Source organism: Pseudomonas nitroreducens, assembly GCF_024170165.1.
Taxonomy (GTDB): Bacteria; Pseudomonadota; Gammaproteobacteria; order Pseudomonadales; family Pseudomonadaceae; genus Pseudomonas; species Pseudomonas nitroreducens_C.
In genome coordinates this window covers 111,692-128,149 of the sequence record NZ_JALJXP010000001.1, presented here as the reverse complement: position 1 = coordinate 128,149, position 16,458 = coordinate 111,692, and the positions used below count along the sequence as shown (strand labels likewise).

Sequence of the window (16,458 nt, the reverse complement as noted above, 5' to 3'; positions counted from 1 at the left end):
CCAACAGCGCGGCTCCCGGCGGCGCTGTTACCGGCCTCACCGCCGGCAAGCTTCCCGACGTCGATTCTTGATTGCTCCAGATCGATGTCCGTCTCAAGGCCGCTGCTGTCAGCGGCCTTTTTTTATGCCGGTGGAAAAGCGCTGACGGACTGCTAGGCTGGGCGCACTCCGCGCCTCGGGCCGGATTCGACAAGGATGCCGAGATGACCACCGATAATCCCTTCGCGACACCCCATGCCCCTCTCACGGCGCAGTCCGCCGCAGCACCGTCGACCGCCGGCCAGCCCCTGCAGTTTGTTGCCGCGATGATCGTGGCGGCGGCGGTGGCCTTCATCGGCGGCAACGCCGTGCAATGGATCGGCGACCTGGGCAACTACCGCGAGCGCCTGCCGCAGTACCTGCCGATGATGCTGGGGAACTGGCTGGGCGGGCTGGTCTTCTATGCCGCGGCAGTCCTGCTGCTGGTGCACTACCAGCGCGAGCGGCACAACATCGCGCGTTTCCAGCCGATGGCCGGGTTGCTGGTGGGCTTTGGCGTGGTCTATCTGATCGCCACCATGGTTGTCAGTACGCTGGTGTCCTACCTGAGCGTGTCGTTCTATCAGTGGGCATTCGAGCAGGACACCCGGACCTTCTGGATGGCCCTGTATGGCCAGGCCACGTCGTTGATCAGCCTGGTCCTGGGTTGCCTGTTGCCGCTTTGGCTCGCCCTGTACCTGGCACGGTCCCGCTCCGTGCGCCTGGCAGCGGATCAGATCCCGCGTCTGCCGTCCTGGCACCTGTCGCTGGGCGTGGCGCTCTGCTTCAGCGCGTTGATCTACAAGGTGTTGGCCGTGCTCAGCTACGCGGTGCTTTACCTGTACAGCGGGGCAGACAGTTGGTTTCTGTTGACCGGTTGCCTGCTGCCCTTCGCCATCGTCATGGCGGCCGTGCAGACGCGCCTGCCGGCAGAGGTTTCGCGCTTCGCCGCCGGCCGGGTGCTGGCCTGCGCGCTGGTCCTGCTGGTGATGTGGGCGATTGCGATCATGCTGGTATCGACTCTGGTGGCCCTTGCCACCTACAGCTCACTGAACGCCAACCGCCTGCCGCTTTACCTGGTGCCGCCGGCGATTCTGCTGCTGGCGCTGCTCTGGCCGCTGGCGCGCTGGTGCACCGGCTGGTTCTTCGCCGAACAGCTGGCTCAGTCCTCGCCCAGGTAATCCCCGCGGCTCAGCCCGTGGCGCTGCATCTTTTCGTTGAGGGTGCGGCGCGGCAGGCCGAGCAGCTCCATCACCGCTTTGATGTCGCCCTTGCACTGGCCCAGCGCCTGGCGGATGCACTGCGCCTCGTAGGCTTCCATGCGCTCGAACAGGCCGTTGCCGGCCGGCTCTTCCGGCAGTTCTGCGCGGTCCAGGCCGAGTACGTGGCGTTCCGCGGCGTTGGCCAGTTCGCGCACGTTGCCCGGCCAGTCGTGGGCGAGCAGGCGCGCCAGTTCGCTGGCCGACAGCGGCGCGGCTTCGCGGGCGAATTTCTCGCTGGCCAGCAGTGCGTAATGCTCGAACAGCAGAGGGATGTCTTCGCGGCGTTCGCGCAGCGGCGGCAGGCGCAGTTCGGCGACGTTCAGGCGGTACACCAGGTCCTCGCGGAAACGTCCGGCGCGGGCTTCTTCGAGCAGGTCCGGCTTGGTCGCGGCGATCACCCGCAGGTCGACCTTGATGCTCTGGTTCGAGCCCAGGCGCTCCAGTTGCTGCTCCTGCAGCACGCGCAGCAGCTTCACCTGCTGGGCCAGCGGCATGCTCTCGATCTCGTCGAGGAACAGGCTGCCGCCGTTGGCATGCTCCAGCTTGCCGATGCGCTTGCCCTGGGCGCCGGTGAAGGCGCCGCTTTCGTGGCCGAACAGTTCGGTTTCGAACAGCTGCTCGGGAATTGCCGCGCAGTTCAGCGCGACGAAGGGCTTGCCGGCGCGCGGGCCGAAGTCGTGCAGGCAGCGCGCGACCAGCTCCTTGCCGCTGCCGGTGTCGCCGCGGATCAGCACGTTCACCGGCGTGCCGGCCAGCGCCATGATCTGCCGGCGCAGGGTTTCCATGGGCCGCGAGACGCCGAGCAGGCGCGATTCGATCTGGTCCTTGAGCGCCGCCTGTTCGCGCAACTGGCGGTTCTCCTGCACCAGCCGGCGTTTCTCCAGGGCGCGGCGCAGGCTGTCGAGCAGGCGCTCGGGGGTGAAGGGTTTCTCGATGAAGTCGTAGGCGCCCTGGCGCATCGCCTGCACCGCCATGGGCACGTCGCCGTGGCCGGTGACCATGATCACCGGCAGGTCGCGGTCGATCTGCTGCAGGCGTTCGAGCAGCGCCAGGCCGTCGGTGCCGGGCATGCGCACATCGCTGATGACCACGCCGGGCAACTCGCGGGAGACGCTTTTCAGGCACTCGTCGGCGCTGCTGCACAGGCGCACTTCGAAGCCGGAGAGTTGCAGCCATTGCTGCACGGCGTCGCGGATGGCGGCTTCGTCGTCGACGAAAAGAATGGTCTCGCTCATGGTCTTCTTTCTTCGCTGGCGGCCGGCAGGCTCAGGCGGAACACCGCGCCGCCGGTGGGCTGGTTGGCAGCGCCGAGGCGCCCGCCGAGTTCGTGGACGATGCCATAGGATACCGCCAGCCCCAGGCCCAGTCCTTCGCCCACCGGTTTGGTGGTGAAGAAGGGGTCGAAGACGCTGGCCAGGTGTTCTTCGTCGATGCCCGGACCATTGTCGGCGACTTCCAGGCACCAGTGCTCGCCATCGCGGCGCAGGGTCAGGCGGATCTGCGGCGGGTCGGTGCGGGACACCGCGTCGAGGGCGTTGCGGATCAGGTTGACCAGCACCTGCTCCAGGCGGATCGCATCGCCCAGTACCCAGGCGGGCAGGTCGAGGTCCTGGCTGATCTCGACGCTTTCGGCGCGGATGCGCACGGCGAGCAACTGCAGTGCCTGTTCGATCACGTGGCCCAGTTCGATGCGCTCGCGCAGGCCGCCGGGGGTCTTGCGGGCGAAGGTCTTCAGGTGGCCGGTGAGCGCGGCCATGCGTTCGAGCAGCTCGTCCACGCGCACCAGCGCGGCGCGGGCGTCGTCCTGGCGGCCGGCGTCGAGCAGCAGGCGCACGCTGGCCAGCTGCATGCGCTGGGCGGTGAGCGGCTGGTTGATTTCGTGGGCCAGCGCGGCGGACATCTGCCCCAGCGCGGCCAGCTTGGCGGCCTGCACCAGGCCGTCCTGGGCGGTGCGCAGGGCGGCGGTGCGCTGCTCGACCAGGCGCTCCAGCTCTTCCTGGTTGCGCTGGCGCAGCCGCGCCAGGCGGCGGCGTTGCTGCAGCCAGAGCACGAGGAACACCAGCGCCAGCCAGACGCCGGCGGCGGCCAGCCGTGCGCTGGTGACGTCGGACTGCACGCCGTGGGGATTGCGCAGCAGGTGCAGGGTCCAGTCGTCTTCGGGCAGGCCGACCGATTGCCAGAGGTAGTCGCCGCTGATGTCCTGGCCGTCGACGCGGACCATGCGTGCGTGTTCGCCAAGGCTTTCCAGCGTCCGGTGCGGCAACGCGCTGAGCGGCTGCTTGTGGTACTGGCGGGTGTCGGCCATTTCGGCGCGGGCCACGGCGTCCAGCGGCATCAGTTCGCGGTAGCGCCAGCGCGGATGGTTGGCGAGGAACACCACGCCCTTGCTGTCGCTCACCAGCACCACGTCCGGGGTCTGGCTCCACTGCCGTTCCAGGTCGGGGAATTCCAGCTTGACCACGATGGCGCCGAGGAAGGTGCCGTCGTCGTCGCGCAGGGCGTTGGACAAAAAATAACCAGGAATTCCGCTGGTCACGCCGACCGCGTAGAAGCGCCCGGCGCCCTGGGCGATGGTCTGGCGGAAGTAGGGGCGGAAGCCGTAGTTGTGGCCAACGTAGCTGACCGGCAGGTTCCAGTTGCTGGCGGCCACGGCGAGGCCGCTGTGATCCAGCAGTTCCAGGGTCGAGGAGCGCGCGGCGCCATTGATCTGCTGCAGCTTGAGGTTGAGCCGGTGCTGCAGCTCGCCGGTCACCGGGCCGCGCATGGCGGCGCGCAGTTCCGGGTCCAGCGCGAGGACGGCGGGAATGCTGCGGAAGCGCTCGATCAGGGTGTGCAGGGAACTGGCGTAGAGGCCCAGTTGCTCGTGGGCGGCTTCGGCTTCGGCGAGCAGCGCGCGCTGCCGCGCCTTCTCGCCGGCCCAGAACACCGACAGCACCAGCCCGGCCAGCAGGAGCAGGCAGATCAGCAGCAGGCGAAGGGGGCGGGCAGGCGACATGTTCGACGGGGTTCGACCAACGGTCGGCGACAATAGCACGACCGCGCGCTGGTCCGGCGCCCTGCCGCCTCGCTACACTGCCGGCATCCCGATGGAGAGCTTCGATGCAGTTGTCGTCCTGGACCCACGAAGGGTCCGCCGGTTTCACCCTGCGCGGCTGGCGCAGCGAGCCCAGCGGCAAACCGTTGCTGCACTTCCTGCATGGCAACGGTTTCTGCGGCCGCGCCTACGAGCCGATGCTGAAAGTCCTGGCGCAGGATTTCGACCTCTGGCTGTGCGACGTGCAGGGCCATGGCGACAGCGACCACGGCGGGCGTTTCCACGGCTGGAACCGCAATGCCGAGATGGCGGTGGAAGCCTTCCAGGCCGGCAGCAAGGTGTTCGGTGACGTGCCGCATTACGCCGCCGGGCACAGCTTTGGCGGCGTGCTTACCAGCTTGATCCTCGGCCGTCATCCCGGGCTGTTCCGCCGCGCCGTGCTGCTCGACCCGGTGCTGTTCACCCCGGCGATGATCGGCGTGATGGCGCTCTCCGAAGTGCTCGGCCTGCACAAGCGCCGCACCATGGTGCAGAAGGCGCGCTCGCGGCGCAGCCAGTGGCCGGACCGCGAGGCGGCCTATGCCGGCCTGCACGGCCGCGGCATCTTCAAGGGCTGGACCGACGATGCGCTCTGGGCCTACGTGGAGAACGCGATGAAGCGCACCGAGGCGGGCGTCGAGCTGAAATGCCGGCCCAGCCGCGAGGCGGAAATCTTCAGCTCGTTCCCCAAGCGCCTGTGGCCGTCGCTGACCAAGGTGGTGACCCCGACCCAGGTGCTGTTCGGCGAGCGCACCTACCCGTTCGTGCCCAAGTCGGTGGCGCGCTGGTGTGCAGTGAACACGGTGGTGAGCGGCCAGTGCGTCGATGGCGGCCACTGCTTCATGCAGGAATTCCCCGAAGACAGCGCCGCGCGCGTGTCGCGCTTCCTGCTGGGCCACGAATGAACGACCCGGCCCGCGAGTCCGTCTGGCTGGCGCTGTCCGAGCTGTGGCTGGATAGCGAGCCGAGCGAGACCGATCTCAACTACATCGCCCGCACCCTGGCGGTCAGCGATTTTCCCCTGGGCGAGCTGGAAGCCATCTATCGCCTGGAGGTGGTCCCGGTGGTCTACCCCAACGCCCTGGCGACCGCGGGCGAGTGGACCGGCTTTGATCCTGACTGGCTGTTCGAGAAATGCCGGCGCAATCAGCAGCGCCGCGCATCCTTCCTCTATCGCTGGCGTTGCCGACTGTTGAGCAGGACTGTTGGTGCGCTGATGAACGCGCCACTGCAGCAGGTGCTGGCGCGAGTCGTCGAATTGCGTGAGCTGACTGAAGACGAAACGAGCTGAAGCCGCTCAGTCGCCGACCTTCTTGCCCTGGTGCGCGCGGCGCCATTCGTCCAGGCGCACCACTTCGCCACGGGGGCGCGGCGGCGGAGTGTCGTCGAACACCGCGTCGACGATTTCCTCGTCCACCGGGGCGGCGGCGGGATGGAAGGTGGCGACCGGGGAAACCGGTGCGCGCTGCTCGGGCTCCATGCGGAACGGCGCCAGCTCGACGCGGCCCAGGTGCTGGCCGAACATGGCGATGCTGCCGGCGTAGCGTTCCTGCCCGGTGGCGGTGAACTCGAAGGCGTATTCGCGGGCCAGGCGCAGGTTGCCGCGGCCGTCGCGCTGGAAGCGGAAGCGCTGCAGGGCCATGGCGTCATCCAGCAGCTCCACGCCCTCGCGCGCGCAGTGCTGCTTGGCCAGGACCAGCGCACGCTCGCGGATGCCATGGGCACGCCACCACCAGGCGGCGCCGGCAATGACCAGCATGAAAATGAATAGATTGCCCAGGTCCACTTCGGCTTCCTCGGAATCGGTGCACCAGCTTACTCACTCCGCCGGCGGGCGGCGAGGGGCGGATGTTCACAGCGTGTGAATTGCGCCCCATACTGGCCCATTCTGCAACAGGACACCGTTATGCCGCGCACTCCCCACGTTCTCGCCATCCAGTCCCACGTCGTCTTCGGCCACGCCGGCAACAGCGCTGCCGAGTTCCCCATGCGCCGCGTCGGGGTGAACGTCTGGCCGCTGAACACCGTGCAGTTCTCCAACCATACCCAGTATGGCCACTGGACGGGCCAGGTGCTGCCGCCGGAGCAGATTCCCGCGCTGGTGGATGGCATTGCCGCCATCGGCGAGCTGGGCAACTGCGACGCGGTGCTCTCGGGCTACCTGGGCAGCGCAGCGCAGGGCCGTTCGATCCTCGAAGCGGTGCGCCGCATCCGCGAGGTCAACCCGCGCGCGGTGTACCTCTGCGACCCGGTGATGGGCCATCCGGAGAAGGGCTGCATTGTCGCTCCGGAAGTCGGCGAGTTCCTGCTCCATGAAGCCGCCGCCGTGGCCGACTACCTGTGCCCGAACCAGCTGGAACTGGACAGCTTCTGCGACCGCCAGCCGACCTCGCTGGAAGACTGCGCCGCCATGGCCCGTGGCCTGCTGGTGCGCGGCCCGAAGGCGATCCTGGTGAAGCACCTGAACTACCCGGGCAAGCCGGCGGATGCCTTCGAGATGCTGCTGGTGACCCTCGACGAAACCTGGCACCTGCGCCGCCCGCTGCTGGCCTTCCCGCGCCAGCCGGTGGGCGTGGGCGACCTGACTTCCGGACTGTTCCTCGCCCGCCTGCTGCTGGGCGATGACCTGCGCACTGCCTTCGAATTCTGCGCCGCGGCGGTGCACGAAGTGCTGCTGGAAACCCAGGCCTGCGGCAGCTATGAGCTGGAACTGGTGCGCGCCCAGGACCGCATCGCCCACCCGCGGGTGAAGTTCGAGGCGGTGAAGCTGGGGGTGATCTGAGCCGCACATCGGCGTTCCCCTGTAGGAGCGCGCCATGCGCGCGATCGCGGGCATGGCCCGCTCCTACAGGGGGCTCGGTGTCAGAGCATGTACTTGCCCAGCAGCAACCCGCCCACCACCATCGCGGTGAGCACGCCGAAGGCCAGGCCGAGGCGTTTCTCGATGACCTCGCGCAGCGCAGGTCCTGCCCAGAACAGCAGGGCGCAGGTGGCGGCGAAGCGCAGGGTGCGCGCCACGATGCTCAGGCCGATGAACAGCCAGAGGTCCAGCTGGGTCACGCCGCTGGTCAGGGTGATCAGCTTGTACGGCAGCGGGGTGAAGCCGCCGCCCAGCAGCACCATCAGCCAGCCGAGCTCGTTGTAGCGCTCGGCGACTTCGGCGAAGTTCTCCTGCAGGCCGTAGAAGCCGAGGATGGCCTGGCCCACCGTCTCGAACAGCAGCAGGCCGATGAAGTAGCCGGCAATGCCGCCCAGCACCGAGCTGATGATGCAGATCGCCGCGTAGCGCCAGGCCTTGGCGCGGTTGGCCAGGACCATGGGCACCAGCAGCGCGTCCGGCGGGATGGGGAAGAACGAACTCTCGGCGAAGGTCACCCCGCCCAGCGCCAGCTCCGCCCGCGGATGCCCCGCCAGGCGCATGGTCCAGTCGTAGAGCCGGCGCAGCATGGTGTCAGGCCGACTGCGGCAGGTGGTCGTCGTTCGGCGCCGCCGCAGCACCTTCGCGTTCGACCCGCTCGACCATGCCGCGGGCGATTTCCCGCTCGCCCATGATCACCAGGCTGGCGCCGTTCTGCTCCAGGTAGTCCACCTCGGCGTCGAAGTGGGCGCGGGCGATGATGTCCAGGTTCGGATTGATCGCCCGTGCATGGCTGGCGATGGTCCCGGCCTCGAAGCCGTTGGGGATGGCGATCAGCAGCCAGCGCGCCGAGGTGATGTTGGCCTGGTTCAGGACATCGGGATTGGCGGCATTGCCGACCACCACGCAGAGCCCATGCTCGCGCAGTTCGGCGGCCTTTTCGCGCTTGTCCTCGATCACCACCACCGGGACCTTGTCCTTGCGCAGGCGCTCGCTGACCAGCGCGCCGACGCGGCCGTGGCCGATGAGGATCGCGTGGTTCTCTTCCAGCACCGGCGGCGGCAGGTCCTGGGCTTCCACCTGGACCACGCCGGGGTCGCTCTCGGCTTTCTGCTCCTGGCGCGCCTGCAGGCGGTCGATGGCGATGAACAGCAACGGGTTGACCAGGATCGACAGGATCGCGCCGGCCAGCACCAGGTCACGGCCGGCTTCTGGCAGCAGGTTCAGGGTCACGCCGAGGCCGACCAGGATGAAGGAGAACTCGCCGATCTGCGCGAGGCTCGCAGCGATGGTCAGCGCGGTGCTGTTGGGGTGGCCGAACATCCGCACGATGACGTAGGCCGCCACCGACTTGCCGAAGACGATGACCAGGAAGGTCGCCAGCACCGGCAGCGGCTCGTGGATCAGGATCGCCGGGTTGAACAGCATGCCGACGGAGACGAAGAACAGCACGGCGAAGGCGTCGCGCAGCGGCAGCGAGTTTTCGGCGGCCTCGTGGCTTAGCTCGGACTCGTTGAGGATCATCCCGGCGAAGAAGGCGCCCAGGGCGAAGGACACGCCGAAGATCACCGCCGAACCGTAGGCGATGCCCAGGGCGATGGCCAGTACGGCCAGGGTGAACAGTTCGCGCGAGCCGGTCTTGGCCACGCGCTCCAGCACCCAGGGTACGAAGCGGCGACCGCCAAGGATCATCACCGCGACGAAGGCGGCGACTTTGCCCAGGGTCAGCAGGATCGGCATCAGCAGGCCGCCGTCACCGCCGTCGGAGGTGCCGCCCAGCGAGCCGGCCAGCGCCGGCAGCAGCACGAGCGTGAGGACCATGGCGAGGTCCTCGACGATCAGCCAGCCGATGGCGATGCGCCCGCGCTTGGTGTCGATCAGCTGGCGCTGCTCCAGCGCCCGCAGCAGCACGACGGTACTGGCCACCGACAGGGCGAGGCCGAAGACCAGGCCGCCGCCGAAGTTCCAGCCCATCATCCAGGCCAGGCCCAGGCCGAGCAGGGTGGCGACGCCGATCTGCACCACCGCACCGGGGATGGCGATGGCTTTGACCGACAGCAGGTCTTTCAGCGAGAAGTGCAGGCCGACGCCGAACATCAGCAGGATCACGCCCAGTTCGGCGATCTCCGTGGACAGCGCCTGGTCGGCGACATAACCGGGGGTGAAGGGGCCGGCCAGCACGCCGGCGAGCAGGTAGCCCACCAGCGGCGAGATACGCAGGCGGTTGGCCAGGGCGCCGAGGACGAAGGCCAGTACGAAGCCGACGGCGAGGGTGGTCAGTAATGGGGTGTGATGCATGGTCTGGGCTCCGGGCACTCAGGGAGCGACCGGACTGCGCATCAGCACCGGGTCGCTCGACGGTGGGTCACGGGGGCAAACCCGCGTATGAAAAGTCTAGGCGTAGTAATCGATTCCTACCTTGCTTTCACGCAAGGGTAACCTGTTGACGCATTGGGAAATTTCCACGGCACGAGGGATTTCTTTTCAGGAAATGTCGTGAACGTCCGTCATTCGTGGCGAAGCTCGGCGTAGCGCTGTTCCAGCTCCTGGCGAATCTGCCGACGCTGCTGGGCCTGGGCAAAACGACGTTTCTCGTCCTTGGTCTGCGGCACCAGTTGCGGCACCTCGATGGTCTTGCGGTCATCGTCCAGCGCCACCATGGTGAAGAAGCAGCTGTTGGTGTGGCGCACGGATTTCTCGCGGATGTTCTCGGTGACCACTTTCACGCCGATCTCCATGGAGGTGCGGCCGGTGTAGTTCACCGAGGCGAGGAAGGTGACCAGCTCGCCGACGTGGATCGGCTGGCGGAAGATCACCTGGTCCACCGACAGGGTCACCACGTAATAGCCGGCGTAGCGGCTGGCGCAGGCGTAGGCGACTTCGTCGAGGTACTTGAGCAGGGTGCCTCCGTGGACATTGCCGGAGAAGTTGGCCATGTCGGGGGTCATCAGGACGGTCATGCTGAGCTGGTGGTTGCCAGGTTCCATGGAATTCTCTTCGGAATTGTCTTGGGAAAAGGAAAGGGCCTAACTCTGGACAACCAAAGCGCGGCAGGCGACACAGTTTTTTCTATACCGCCGATTGGCGTCACGCACCAGTAGACCCTTCTCCAGTGGCGCATCCGTCGTTCGATCAACGCCCCGCAACGAAAACGGGCGACCCCTGGCCGCCCGTTCGTTTACCTGTCGGCTCAGCGCCCGGCGGAGAGGCCGAAGTCGATGGCCAGGTCCGCGCCGGTGATGGCTTCGGATTCCGGTTTGCACAGGTACCAGACCAGCTCGGCGACTTCCTCGGGGCGGATGAAGCGCGACGTCTTGCCCTGTGGATAATCCTTCAGCAGGGCGCGCTTGTAGCTGTCCGGGTTGCCCTGGCCATAGCGCTCGGCCTGGTAGTCGAGCATCGGCGTGGCGATATCCGCCGGGGAGATGGCGTTGACCCGCACGCCGGACTCGGCCAGTTCCAGCGCCAGGGTGCGGGTGAGCATGGTCAGCGCCGCCTTGCTCGCGCAGTAGGCTGCGGAACCGCGGTAGGCCTGGCGGCCGGAGTCGCTGGAGATGTTGACGATGCAGCCGTGGTTTTCCTTCAGATACGGCGTCGCCGCCTGGCACATGTAGAACGCGGCCTTGAGGTTCACGCCCATCACCAGGTCGAAGTCGTCTTCATTGAAGTCTTCCACCGGGCCTTCGCGCCAGACGCCGGCGGCGTTCACCAGGGCGTCGAGGCGGCCGGTGCGGGCGAGGATGTCGGACATCAGGCTGTGGCAGTTGTCGGCGCGGCGCAGGTCGCCGACGGCGGTGGCGTCCAGCGGGACCTGGGCGTTGAGCGCGTGCAGGCCGGCCTTGTCCACGTCGGTCGCGGCGATGCGCCAGTGGCTTTGGGCGAAACGTTTGGCGATGGCTTTTCCGAGGCCACCGGCGGCGCCGGTGATCAGTACGACAGGAGTGCTCATTGTCTACGGGTTCTCCCTGCCTGAGAGAGGACGGCGGCCGGCAGGCAGTACCGGCGGCGCCGCTTTGACCACGGGGCGCATCTGCGCCCCGTGCAATTACAGACCAAGAAAAGACCAGAATCTTCACTCTGCCAGGATAAATTTTCCGTAGAACCTATGCGTGCCGCTGGGTCCGCTGAACTTGTCGCGCCCAGGACAAGAGCAAGGGCACCTCACCCGGCCCGGTTATCCCGCGTTCGCTGTTTTCACGGCGAGACCGTTCATCCTGTTCTCACCGTAGGCAAGCAGCGGCCGTTCGAACCACCGGTACGAGGCGAGGCCGACAACAACGCAGGCCAGCAGCGTGAGCACGACGAAGCCAACATGTTGCCAAGGCTCCACATTGAATGGCGTCATGCGCCACAGCCGACCCAAAGCGGAAATGACGAAGATATGCGATAGGTACAGGGAGTAGGAGCTGTCGCCAACCGACAGGATCCACGCGGGAATCGAGGGACGGTGGGATGTTTCCCATGCCACCGCCCCAGCGACGATCAGGGTGCCGGCCACTCCGAAGATCGGCACGCGATACATGTTGCCATCGAGCAGCCATTTCAGATGATCCAGTACCGGCATTGCGCCAACGAAGAGGCAGACTCCCGTCAACAACAGCGGGAGGCCCCATGCTGCAGGGATTCTGTGCCAGTACAGTGCCACGCAGGCGCCTGCAATGAACTCCCAGCTCATGGGTGAAAACACCGTGGACATGACCGGCGAGGCCATATCGAGGACTGTCCATCCCATCGCCACGATTGCCGCCCACAGCATCAGGAAAATCGGGAGAAGGCGCTCGGGCAGGAAGGCAATGGCCACCGCCATGACCAGATAGAAGTAGGCTTCGTAGACCAGCGTCCAGCCAACGATCAACACGGGTGGGGTGGTTTGAGGCCATAGCAGGTACGAAGCCAGCACGCTCTGATTCTGAAATGAGGCGCTGACCGTATGGGGGGCAATGGTTATCACTGCGACCACGACGGTGGTGTAGAGCCAGTAGGGTGGCAGAACTCGCCAGGCGCGCTTCCGAAGGAAATGGATCGCCCCGCTCACAGATCCGTAACGACCTCTTGCAATGGTCGCCATCACGAAACCCGAGATCACGAAAAACAGATCGACGCCGGCGTATCCAAGGTTCAGCCAGCCGGGAATCCATGTTTCGCCTGCGCCAAACTTGCCCTCTACGGTGCGCAGGTGGTAGACGACGACCAGCACGGCAGCTAGCCCACGCAAAGCCTGGATAGACAGATAAGACGGCCGCTTTACCATTGTCTATGCTCCTGATGGGGGGAGCGACTTTGCTGGGGAGGGGGCTTCACGCGGGGGGCAGACCATCCCGGTCGGTCTTCGTCCGATTGACGACGGTGGCCCGGGGGACTGCGCTCAGTGCTGGGGCGATTGACCCAACCCAGGGATGTCGGCAGCTGGCTGCACGGTGGTTTCGCGTACAACATGAGGCAGCAATAGTCCGAGCGGTCGCCCAGCCGTCCAAGGCAACAGTCAATGAATGGCGCCAAAGCAGTTCGGCAGGTACTTCCGGCGAGACATCCACCCTAGTTGGCGGCAAGGCTACGGTGATCGCACCGGGCAAGCTCCTTGGCAACTGGGCCTCAGGAGTAGGAAAGGCACGGCGGGGAAGTAACCTTCAACTTGGGCACGGTACAGCCATGCGCAAGCCAGCACGCAGGTTGCCGTCGCCTTCGATGCGTCTGATGGTGATGGTGTGATCGTGTGCACGAGCGCTGTGGCAGTCGAGGGGATGCGAGTGATCGCACAGCCTGTGCGGCCCTTCCATCGGGAATGTGGTTACCGGAACCTTCATGCCCGTAGTGCAAGCATGGCCGCCAGCGCCATCGGTCCATGAAGCTGCGACTATGGCCGCCGACAACTCCCGTTACACCGGTTTGTGGGCGAGCATCGGTGTCTTGCTCCTTGTCGACACCCTGGCCATTGAATGCCGACGCGATTACGGCCCCCTCATCAAAAGTGAAAACCACGCCTTCGGGAATGTCGAACTCGATCCCGGCTTGCCCGTGGGCGATGACATGCGTGCCAGCGGCGATGGGATGCCGGGCTGCTGGTCGGGTCGGCCAGGGCTTTCCGTCAACACTCACGGCGCAGCCGTTCTGGTCGTCGACGATCAGTAGATAGGTTCTGCCGTCCGCGCTGTCGGCGATTCTCCCTCGCAGGCTGCCGTCATCGCAGCCTGCCAGGCAGACCAGCAACAGCGCGGCTGCTCCTGGTCGTCCTGGCATCCGAGTCTCTGCGGCCGTCAGGCGTGATGCAGATACCAGCGCCAGTCCTGCTCGCCCACCTCGCCCATGAACTGGCGGAACTCCTCCCACTTGATCGCCAGGAACACCTTGAGGAACTCCTCGCCCAGCGCCTCGCGGGCCCAGGTGGAGGCTTCCAGTGCGCGCAGCGCGGTGAGCCAGTCGGTGGGGAGGAACTCGGTGGCCTGCTCGTAGCCGTTGCCGACGATGGGCGCGCCCGGATCGAGCTGTTCGCGGATGCCTTCGTGGATGGCCGCGAGGATCGCCGCCGCCGCCAGGTACGGGTTGGCGTCGGCGCCGCAGATGCGGTGCTCGATGTGCCGGCTCCTGGCCGGGCCGCCGGGCACGCGGAACGACACGGTGCGGTTGTTCACGCCCCAGCTCTTGGCCAGTGGTGCATAGCTGTTGGCCTGGAAGCGGCGGAAGGAGTTGGCGTTGGGGCAGAAGATCGCCAGGGAATCCAGCAGGCGCGCCATCATGCCGCCGATGGAGTGGCGCAGCAGCGGCGTGCCATGGATGTCTTCGCTGGCATAGAGGTTGTTGCCCTGTTCGTCGGCCAGGCTGACGTGCAGGTGCATGCCGGAGCCGGCGCGGTCGCCGAATGGCTTGGCCATGAAGCAGGCCTGCAGCCCGTGCTTGTTCGCCACGCCCTTCACCAGGCGCTTGTAGCGCACGCCTTCGTCGATGGCCTGCATGACGTCGAAGCGGTGCTCCAGGGTCAGCTCGACCTGGCCCGGCGCGTATTCGGAGATGGCCGTGCGCACCGGCAGGCCCTGGACTTCACACGCAGCGTAAAGGTCGTCGAGGAAGGGCTGCAGCTGCTCCAGCTCATAGACGCCATAAACCTGCGGCGCTTCCGGGCGGATGCCGTTCATCTGCAGAGCCGGCTGCGGGCGGCCGTTGGCGTCGCGCTGCTTGTCCAGCAGGTAGAACTCCAGCTCCACCGCCATCACCGGATGGAAGCCGTCGGCCTTCAGCCGCTCGACCACGCGCGACAGTGCCTGGCGCGGGTCGGCCGGGGTGGCGGGCAGGCCCTGGGTCGGGTGCATGCTCACCTGCAGCTGGCCGGTGGGGCTGGCGCGCCAGGGTTGCAGGGTCAGGCTGCCGGGCAGCGGGTAGGTCCAGCAGTCGGCGTCGGCCACTTCCCAGACCAGCCCGGTGCCTTCGACGTCCTCGCCCTGCACGGTCAGCGCGAGGATCGAGCTGGGCAGCGGGCGGCCGTTGTCGTAGACCGCCAGCAGCTCGTCGCGGTGCAGCAGCTTGCCGCGCGGGATGCCGTTGGAGTCGATGATGAACAGTTCGATGCTGCGCACGTCCGGGTGGGCGGCGAGGAAGGCTTCGGCTTCCTGTCGATCGGCGAATTGCATGGTGTTCCTCGGTGGCGCGGTGCGCCGGAGTATTTGCTCTTCGTAGGAGCGAGCTTGCTCGCGAACCCGCCTCCGCTGCGGACCCGCAGGAGAGTGTTCGCGAGCAAGCTCGCTCCTACAGGGTCAGGCCGCGCGCGCGCCGGGGATCGCCAGCAGCTCGGTGATGCCGGCATCGAGGGTCTCGATCAGGCGATCCACGTCTTCGGCGGTGGTGTCCGGGCAGCACAGGGTCATGTTGTGGAACGGCGTGATCAGGATGCCGCGGTTGATCAGGTACAGGTGCAGGGCCATCTGCAGCTCGTCGTGGAAGGCCGCTTCGGCCTCGGCGCCGGTGCGCGGGGAGACGGGGCAGAACTGGAACTCGCTGCGCGCGCCCAGTTCGGTCACCGACCACTTCAGGTCGTGCTTGGCGATCAGGCGGCGGAAGCCGTCGGCCAGGCGCTTGGCCAGTGGCAGCATGTGGTCGTAGGCGGCCTGGGTCATCACCTGCTCCAGGTTGGCGCGCATGCAGTGCATGGCCAGGGCGTTGGCCGAGAGCGTGGTGCCCATGCCGCTGTGGCCGTGACCGTGGCTGTCTTCCTGGGCGCTCTGGCGCGAGGCGGCCATGCGTTCGGCCATCTCCGCGCTGCAGCCGAAGATGCCGCAAGGCACGCCGCCGGCAATCGGCTTGCCGACCACGAAGAAGTCCGGGTCGAGGTTCCACAGCTTCGTGCAGCCACCGATGTTGGTGGAGATGGTGTGGGTTTCGTCGATGATCAGCAGCGCGCCGTATTGGCGCGTCAGCTCGCGGCACTTCTGCATGAAGCCCGGATCGGGCAGGACCATGCCGATGTTGGTCATCGCCGGCTCGCACAGCAGGGCGCAGACGTCGCCCTGGGCCAGCGCGGCTTCCAGTGCTGCGACGTCGTTGAAGGGGATCGAGCGGCTGTGCTGGGTCAGGTCGTAGGCCTGGCCGACCAGGCCGGAGCGGTGCACGGTCTCGCCGTCGCGGTAGCGCACCATCACGTCGTCGACGGTGCCGTGGTAGCAGCCGTCGAACACCAGCAGGGTCTTGCGTTTGGTCACCGCGCGGGCCCAGCGCAGCACGTAGCGGTTGGAGTCGGTGGCGGTGGCGGTCACCTGCCAGTAGGGCAGGCCGAAGCGCGCGGCGAGCAGCTCACCGCAGACCACGGCGTCTTCGCCGGGGAGCATGGTGGTCAGGCCGCGTGCGCCCTGTTCGGCGAGTGCGCGGGCGATCGGCGCCGGCGAATGACCGAACATGCTGCCGGTGTCGCCCAGGCAGAAGTCCACGTAGTCATGGCCGTCCACATCGTAGAAGCGGGCGCCCTGGGCACGTTCGACGAACAGCGGGCAGGGCGTGGACCAGTCGGCCATCCAGTGCATCGGCACGCCGGCGTACAGCGACTTGTGCGCGCGCTCGGCAAGGGCGACGGACTTGGGATTCTGTTCCAGGAAGCGCTGGCGCTCGCGGGCGGTGAAGAGATCCACGGCCTGTTGGGCGATTCCGCTGGCGGTCATGTTGCACACCTCGTTTGTTATTTCGCACATCTTCCATTTGTGATCACAAAAATGTCAATACAGCGGATCGACTGCCTGATAATCTGCCCTGTAACGAATTCTGTGATC

15 protein-coding genes are annotated in these 16,458 nt (G+C 66.7%); 5 read left to right on the top strand and 10 right to left on the bottom strand.

Annotated elements, in window-relative coordinates; genetic code table 11:
• The first annotated feature begins 203 nt into the window (after positions 1-203).
• Entirely contained in the window at positions 204-1,199 is a 996-nt protein-coding gene (locus J2T47_RS00555; RefSeq protein ID WP_253441515.1) for a hypothetical protein, read from the top strand.
• On the opposite strand, the gene J2T47_RS00550 is transcribed toward J2T47_RS00555, so the two are convergent.
• Both J2T47_RS00550 and J2T47_RS00545 read right to left on the bottom strand, forming a co-directional pair.
• Complete coding sequence (locus J2T47_RS00550; protein WP_253441513.1) at positions 1,181-2,515, bottom strand: sigma-54-dependent transcriptional regulator; 1,335 nt, start codon at positions 2,513-2,515, stop codon at positions 1,181-1,183. The genes J2T47_RS00555 and J2T47_RS00550 overlap by 19 nt on opposite strands.
• Entirely contained in the window at positions 2,512-4,275 is a 1,764-nt protein-coding gene (locus tag J2T47_RS00545) for an ATP-binding protein (RefSeq protein WP_253441512.1), read from the bottom strand. Before J2T47_RS00545 ends, J2T47_RS00550 begins: the two co-directional genes overlap by 4 nt.
• Positions 4,276-4,379: 104 nt before the next feature.
• Between J2T47_RS00545 and J2T47_RS00540 the strand changes: the two genes are divergently transcribed.
• Together J2T47_RS00540 and J2T47_RS00535 are read left to right on the top strand one after the other, a co-directional pair.
• On the top strand, positions 4,380-5,258 hold the full coding sequence (locus J2T47_RS00540) for an alpha/beta fold hydrolase (RefSeq protein ID WP_253441510.1): 879 nt from the start codon (positions 4,380-4,382) through the stop codon (positions 5,256-5,258).
• The gene (locus J2T47_RS00535; protein ID WP_253441508.1) at positions 5,255-5,644 is read left to right on the top strand and encodes a DUF7079 family protein; all 390 of its coding nucleotides are present in this window, start codon (positions 5,255-5,257) and stop codon (positions 5,642-5,644) included. The genes J2T47_RS00540 and J2T47_RS00535 overlap by 4 nt, the downstream gene beginning before the upstream one ends.
• Before the next feature lie 6 nt (positions 5,645-5,650).
• Here J2T47_RS00535 and J2T47_RS00530 read toward each other — a convergent pair whose 3' ends face one another.
• Positions 5,651-6,139 carry a DUF3301 domain-containing protein gene (locus J2T47_RS00530; protein ID WP_253441505.1) on the bottom strand — a complete coding sequence of 163 codons (489 nt, stop codon included), beginning with the start codon at positions 6,137-6,139 and terminating at the stop codon, positions 5,651-5,653.
• A gap of 120 nt (positions 6,140-6,259) precedes the next feature.
• Here J2T47_RS00530 and pdxY point away from each other — a divergent pair, with 120 nt between their 5' ends.
• The gene (gene pdxY, locus J2T47_RS00525; protein ID WP_253441503.1) at positions 6,260-7,135 is read left to right on the top strand and encodes a pyridoxal kinase PdxY; all 876 of its coding nucleotides are present in this window, start codon (positions 6,260-6,262) and stop codon (positions 7,133-7,135) included.
• A gap of 80 nt (positions 7,136-7,215) precedes the next feature.
• Here the strand turns inward: pdxY and J2T47_RS00520 are convergent, their stop codons facing one another.
• The 5 genes from J2T47_RS00520 to J2T47_RS00500 form a co-directional block, all read right to left on the bottom strand.
• Positions 7,216-7,800 (bottom strand): YqaA family protein, encoded by a 585-nt coding sequence (locus J2T47_RS00520; RefSeq protein WP_253441501.1) that lies wholly within the window; start codon positions 7,798-7,800, stop codon positions 7,216-7,218.
• A 4-nt stretch (positions 7,801-7,804) separates the two neighbouring features.
• The gene (gene ybaL, locus J2T47_RS00515) at positions 7,805-9,508 is read right to left on the bottom strand and encodes a YbaL family putative K(+) efflux transporter (protein ID WP_253441499.1); all 1,704 of its coding nucleotides are present in this window, start codon (positions 9,506-9,508) and stop codon (positions 7,805-7,807) included.
• A 209-nt stretch (positions 9,509-9,717) separates the two neighbouring features.
• Positions 9,718-10,197: an acyl-CoA thioesterase gene (locus J2T47_RS00510; protein ID WP_081519069.1), complete on the bottom strand. Its 480-nt coding sequence runs from the start codon at positions 10,195-10,197 to the stop codon at positions 9,718-9,720.
• 203 nt (positions 10,198-10,400) lie between these two features.
• Entirely contained in the window at positions 10,401-11,159 is a 759-nt protein-coding gene (locus J2T47_RS00505) for an SDR family NAD(P)-dependent oxidoreductase (protein ID WP_253441497.1), read from the bottom strand.
• 225 nt (positions 11,160-11,384) lie between these two features.
• On the bottom strand, positions 11,385-12,461 hold the full coding sequence (locus J2T47_RS00500; RefSeq protein WP_253441495.1) for an acyltransferase family protein: 1,077 nt from the start codon (positions 12,459-12,461) through the stop codon (positions 11,385-11,387).
• A 605-nt stretch (positions 12,462-13,066) separates the two neighbouring features.
• On the opposite strand from J2T47_RS00500, the gene J2T47_RS00495 reads away from it, so the two are divergent.
• On the top strand, positions 13,067-13,339 hold the full coding sequence (locus tag J2T47_RS00495; protein WP_253441492.1) for a hypothetical protein: 273 nt from the start codon (positions 13,067-13,069) through the stop codon (positions 13,337-13,339).
• Positions 13,340-13,464: 125 nt separating this feature from the next.
• Here the strand turns inward: J2T47_RS00495 and J2T47_RS00490 are convergent, their stop codons facing one another.
• Together J2T47_RS00490 and J2T47_RS00485 are read right to left on the bottom strand one after the other, a co-directional pair.
• Positions 13,465-14,832, bottom strand: coding sequence for a glutamine synthetase family protein (locus J2T47_RS00490; protein WP_253441490.1), 1,368 nt, complete (start codon positions 14,830-14,832; stop codon positions 13,465-13,467).
• A gap of 123 nt (positions 14,833-14,955) precedes the next feature.
• Positions 14,956-16,350, bottom strand: coding sequence for an aspartate aminotransferase family protein (locus J2T47_RS00485; RefSeq protein WP_253441488.1), 1,395 nt, complete (start codon positions 16,348-16,350; stop codon positions 14,956-14,958).
• Positions 16,351-16,458: the final 108 nt, after the last annotated feature.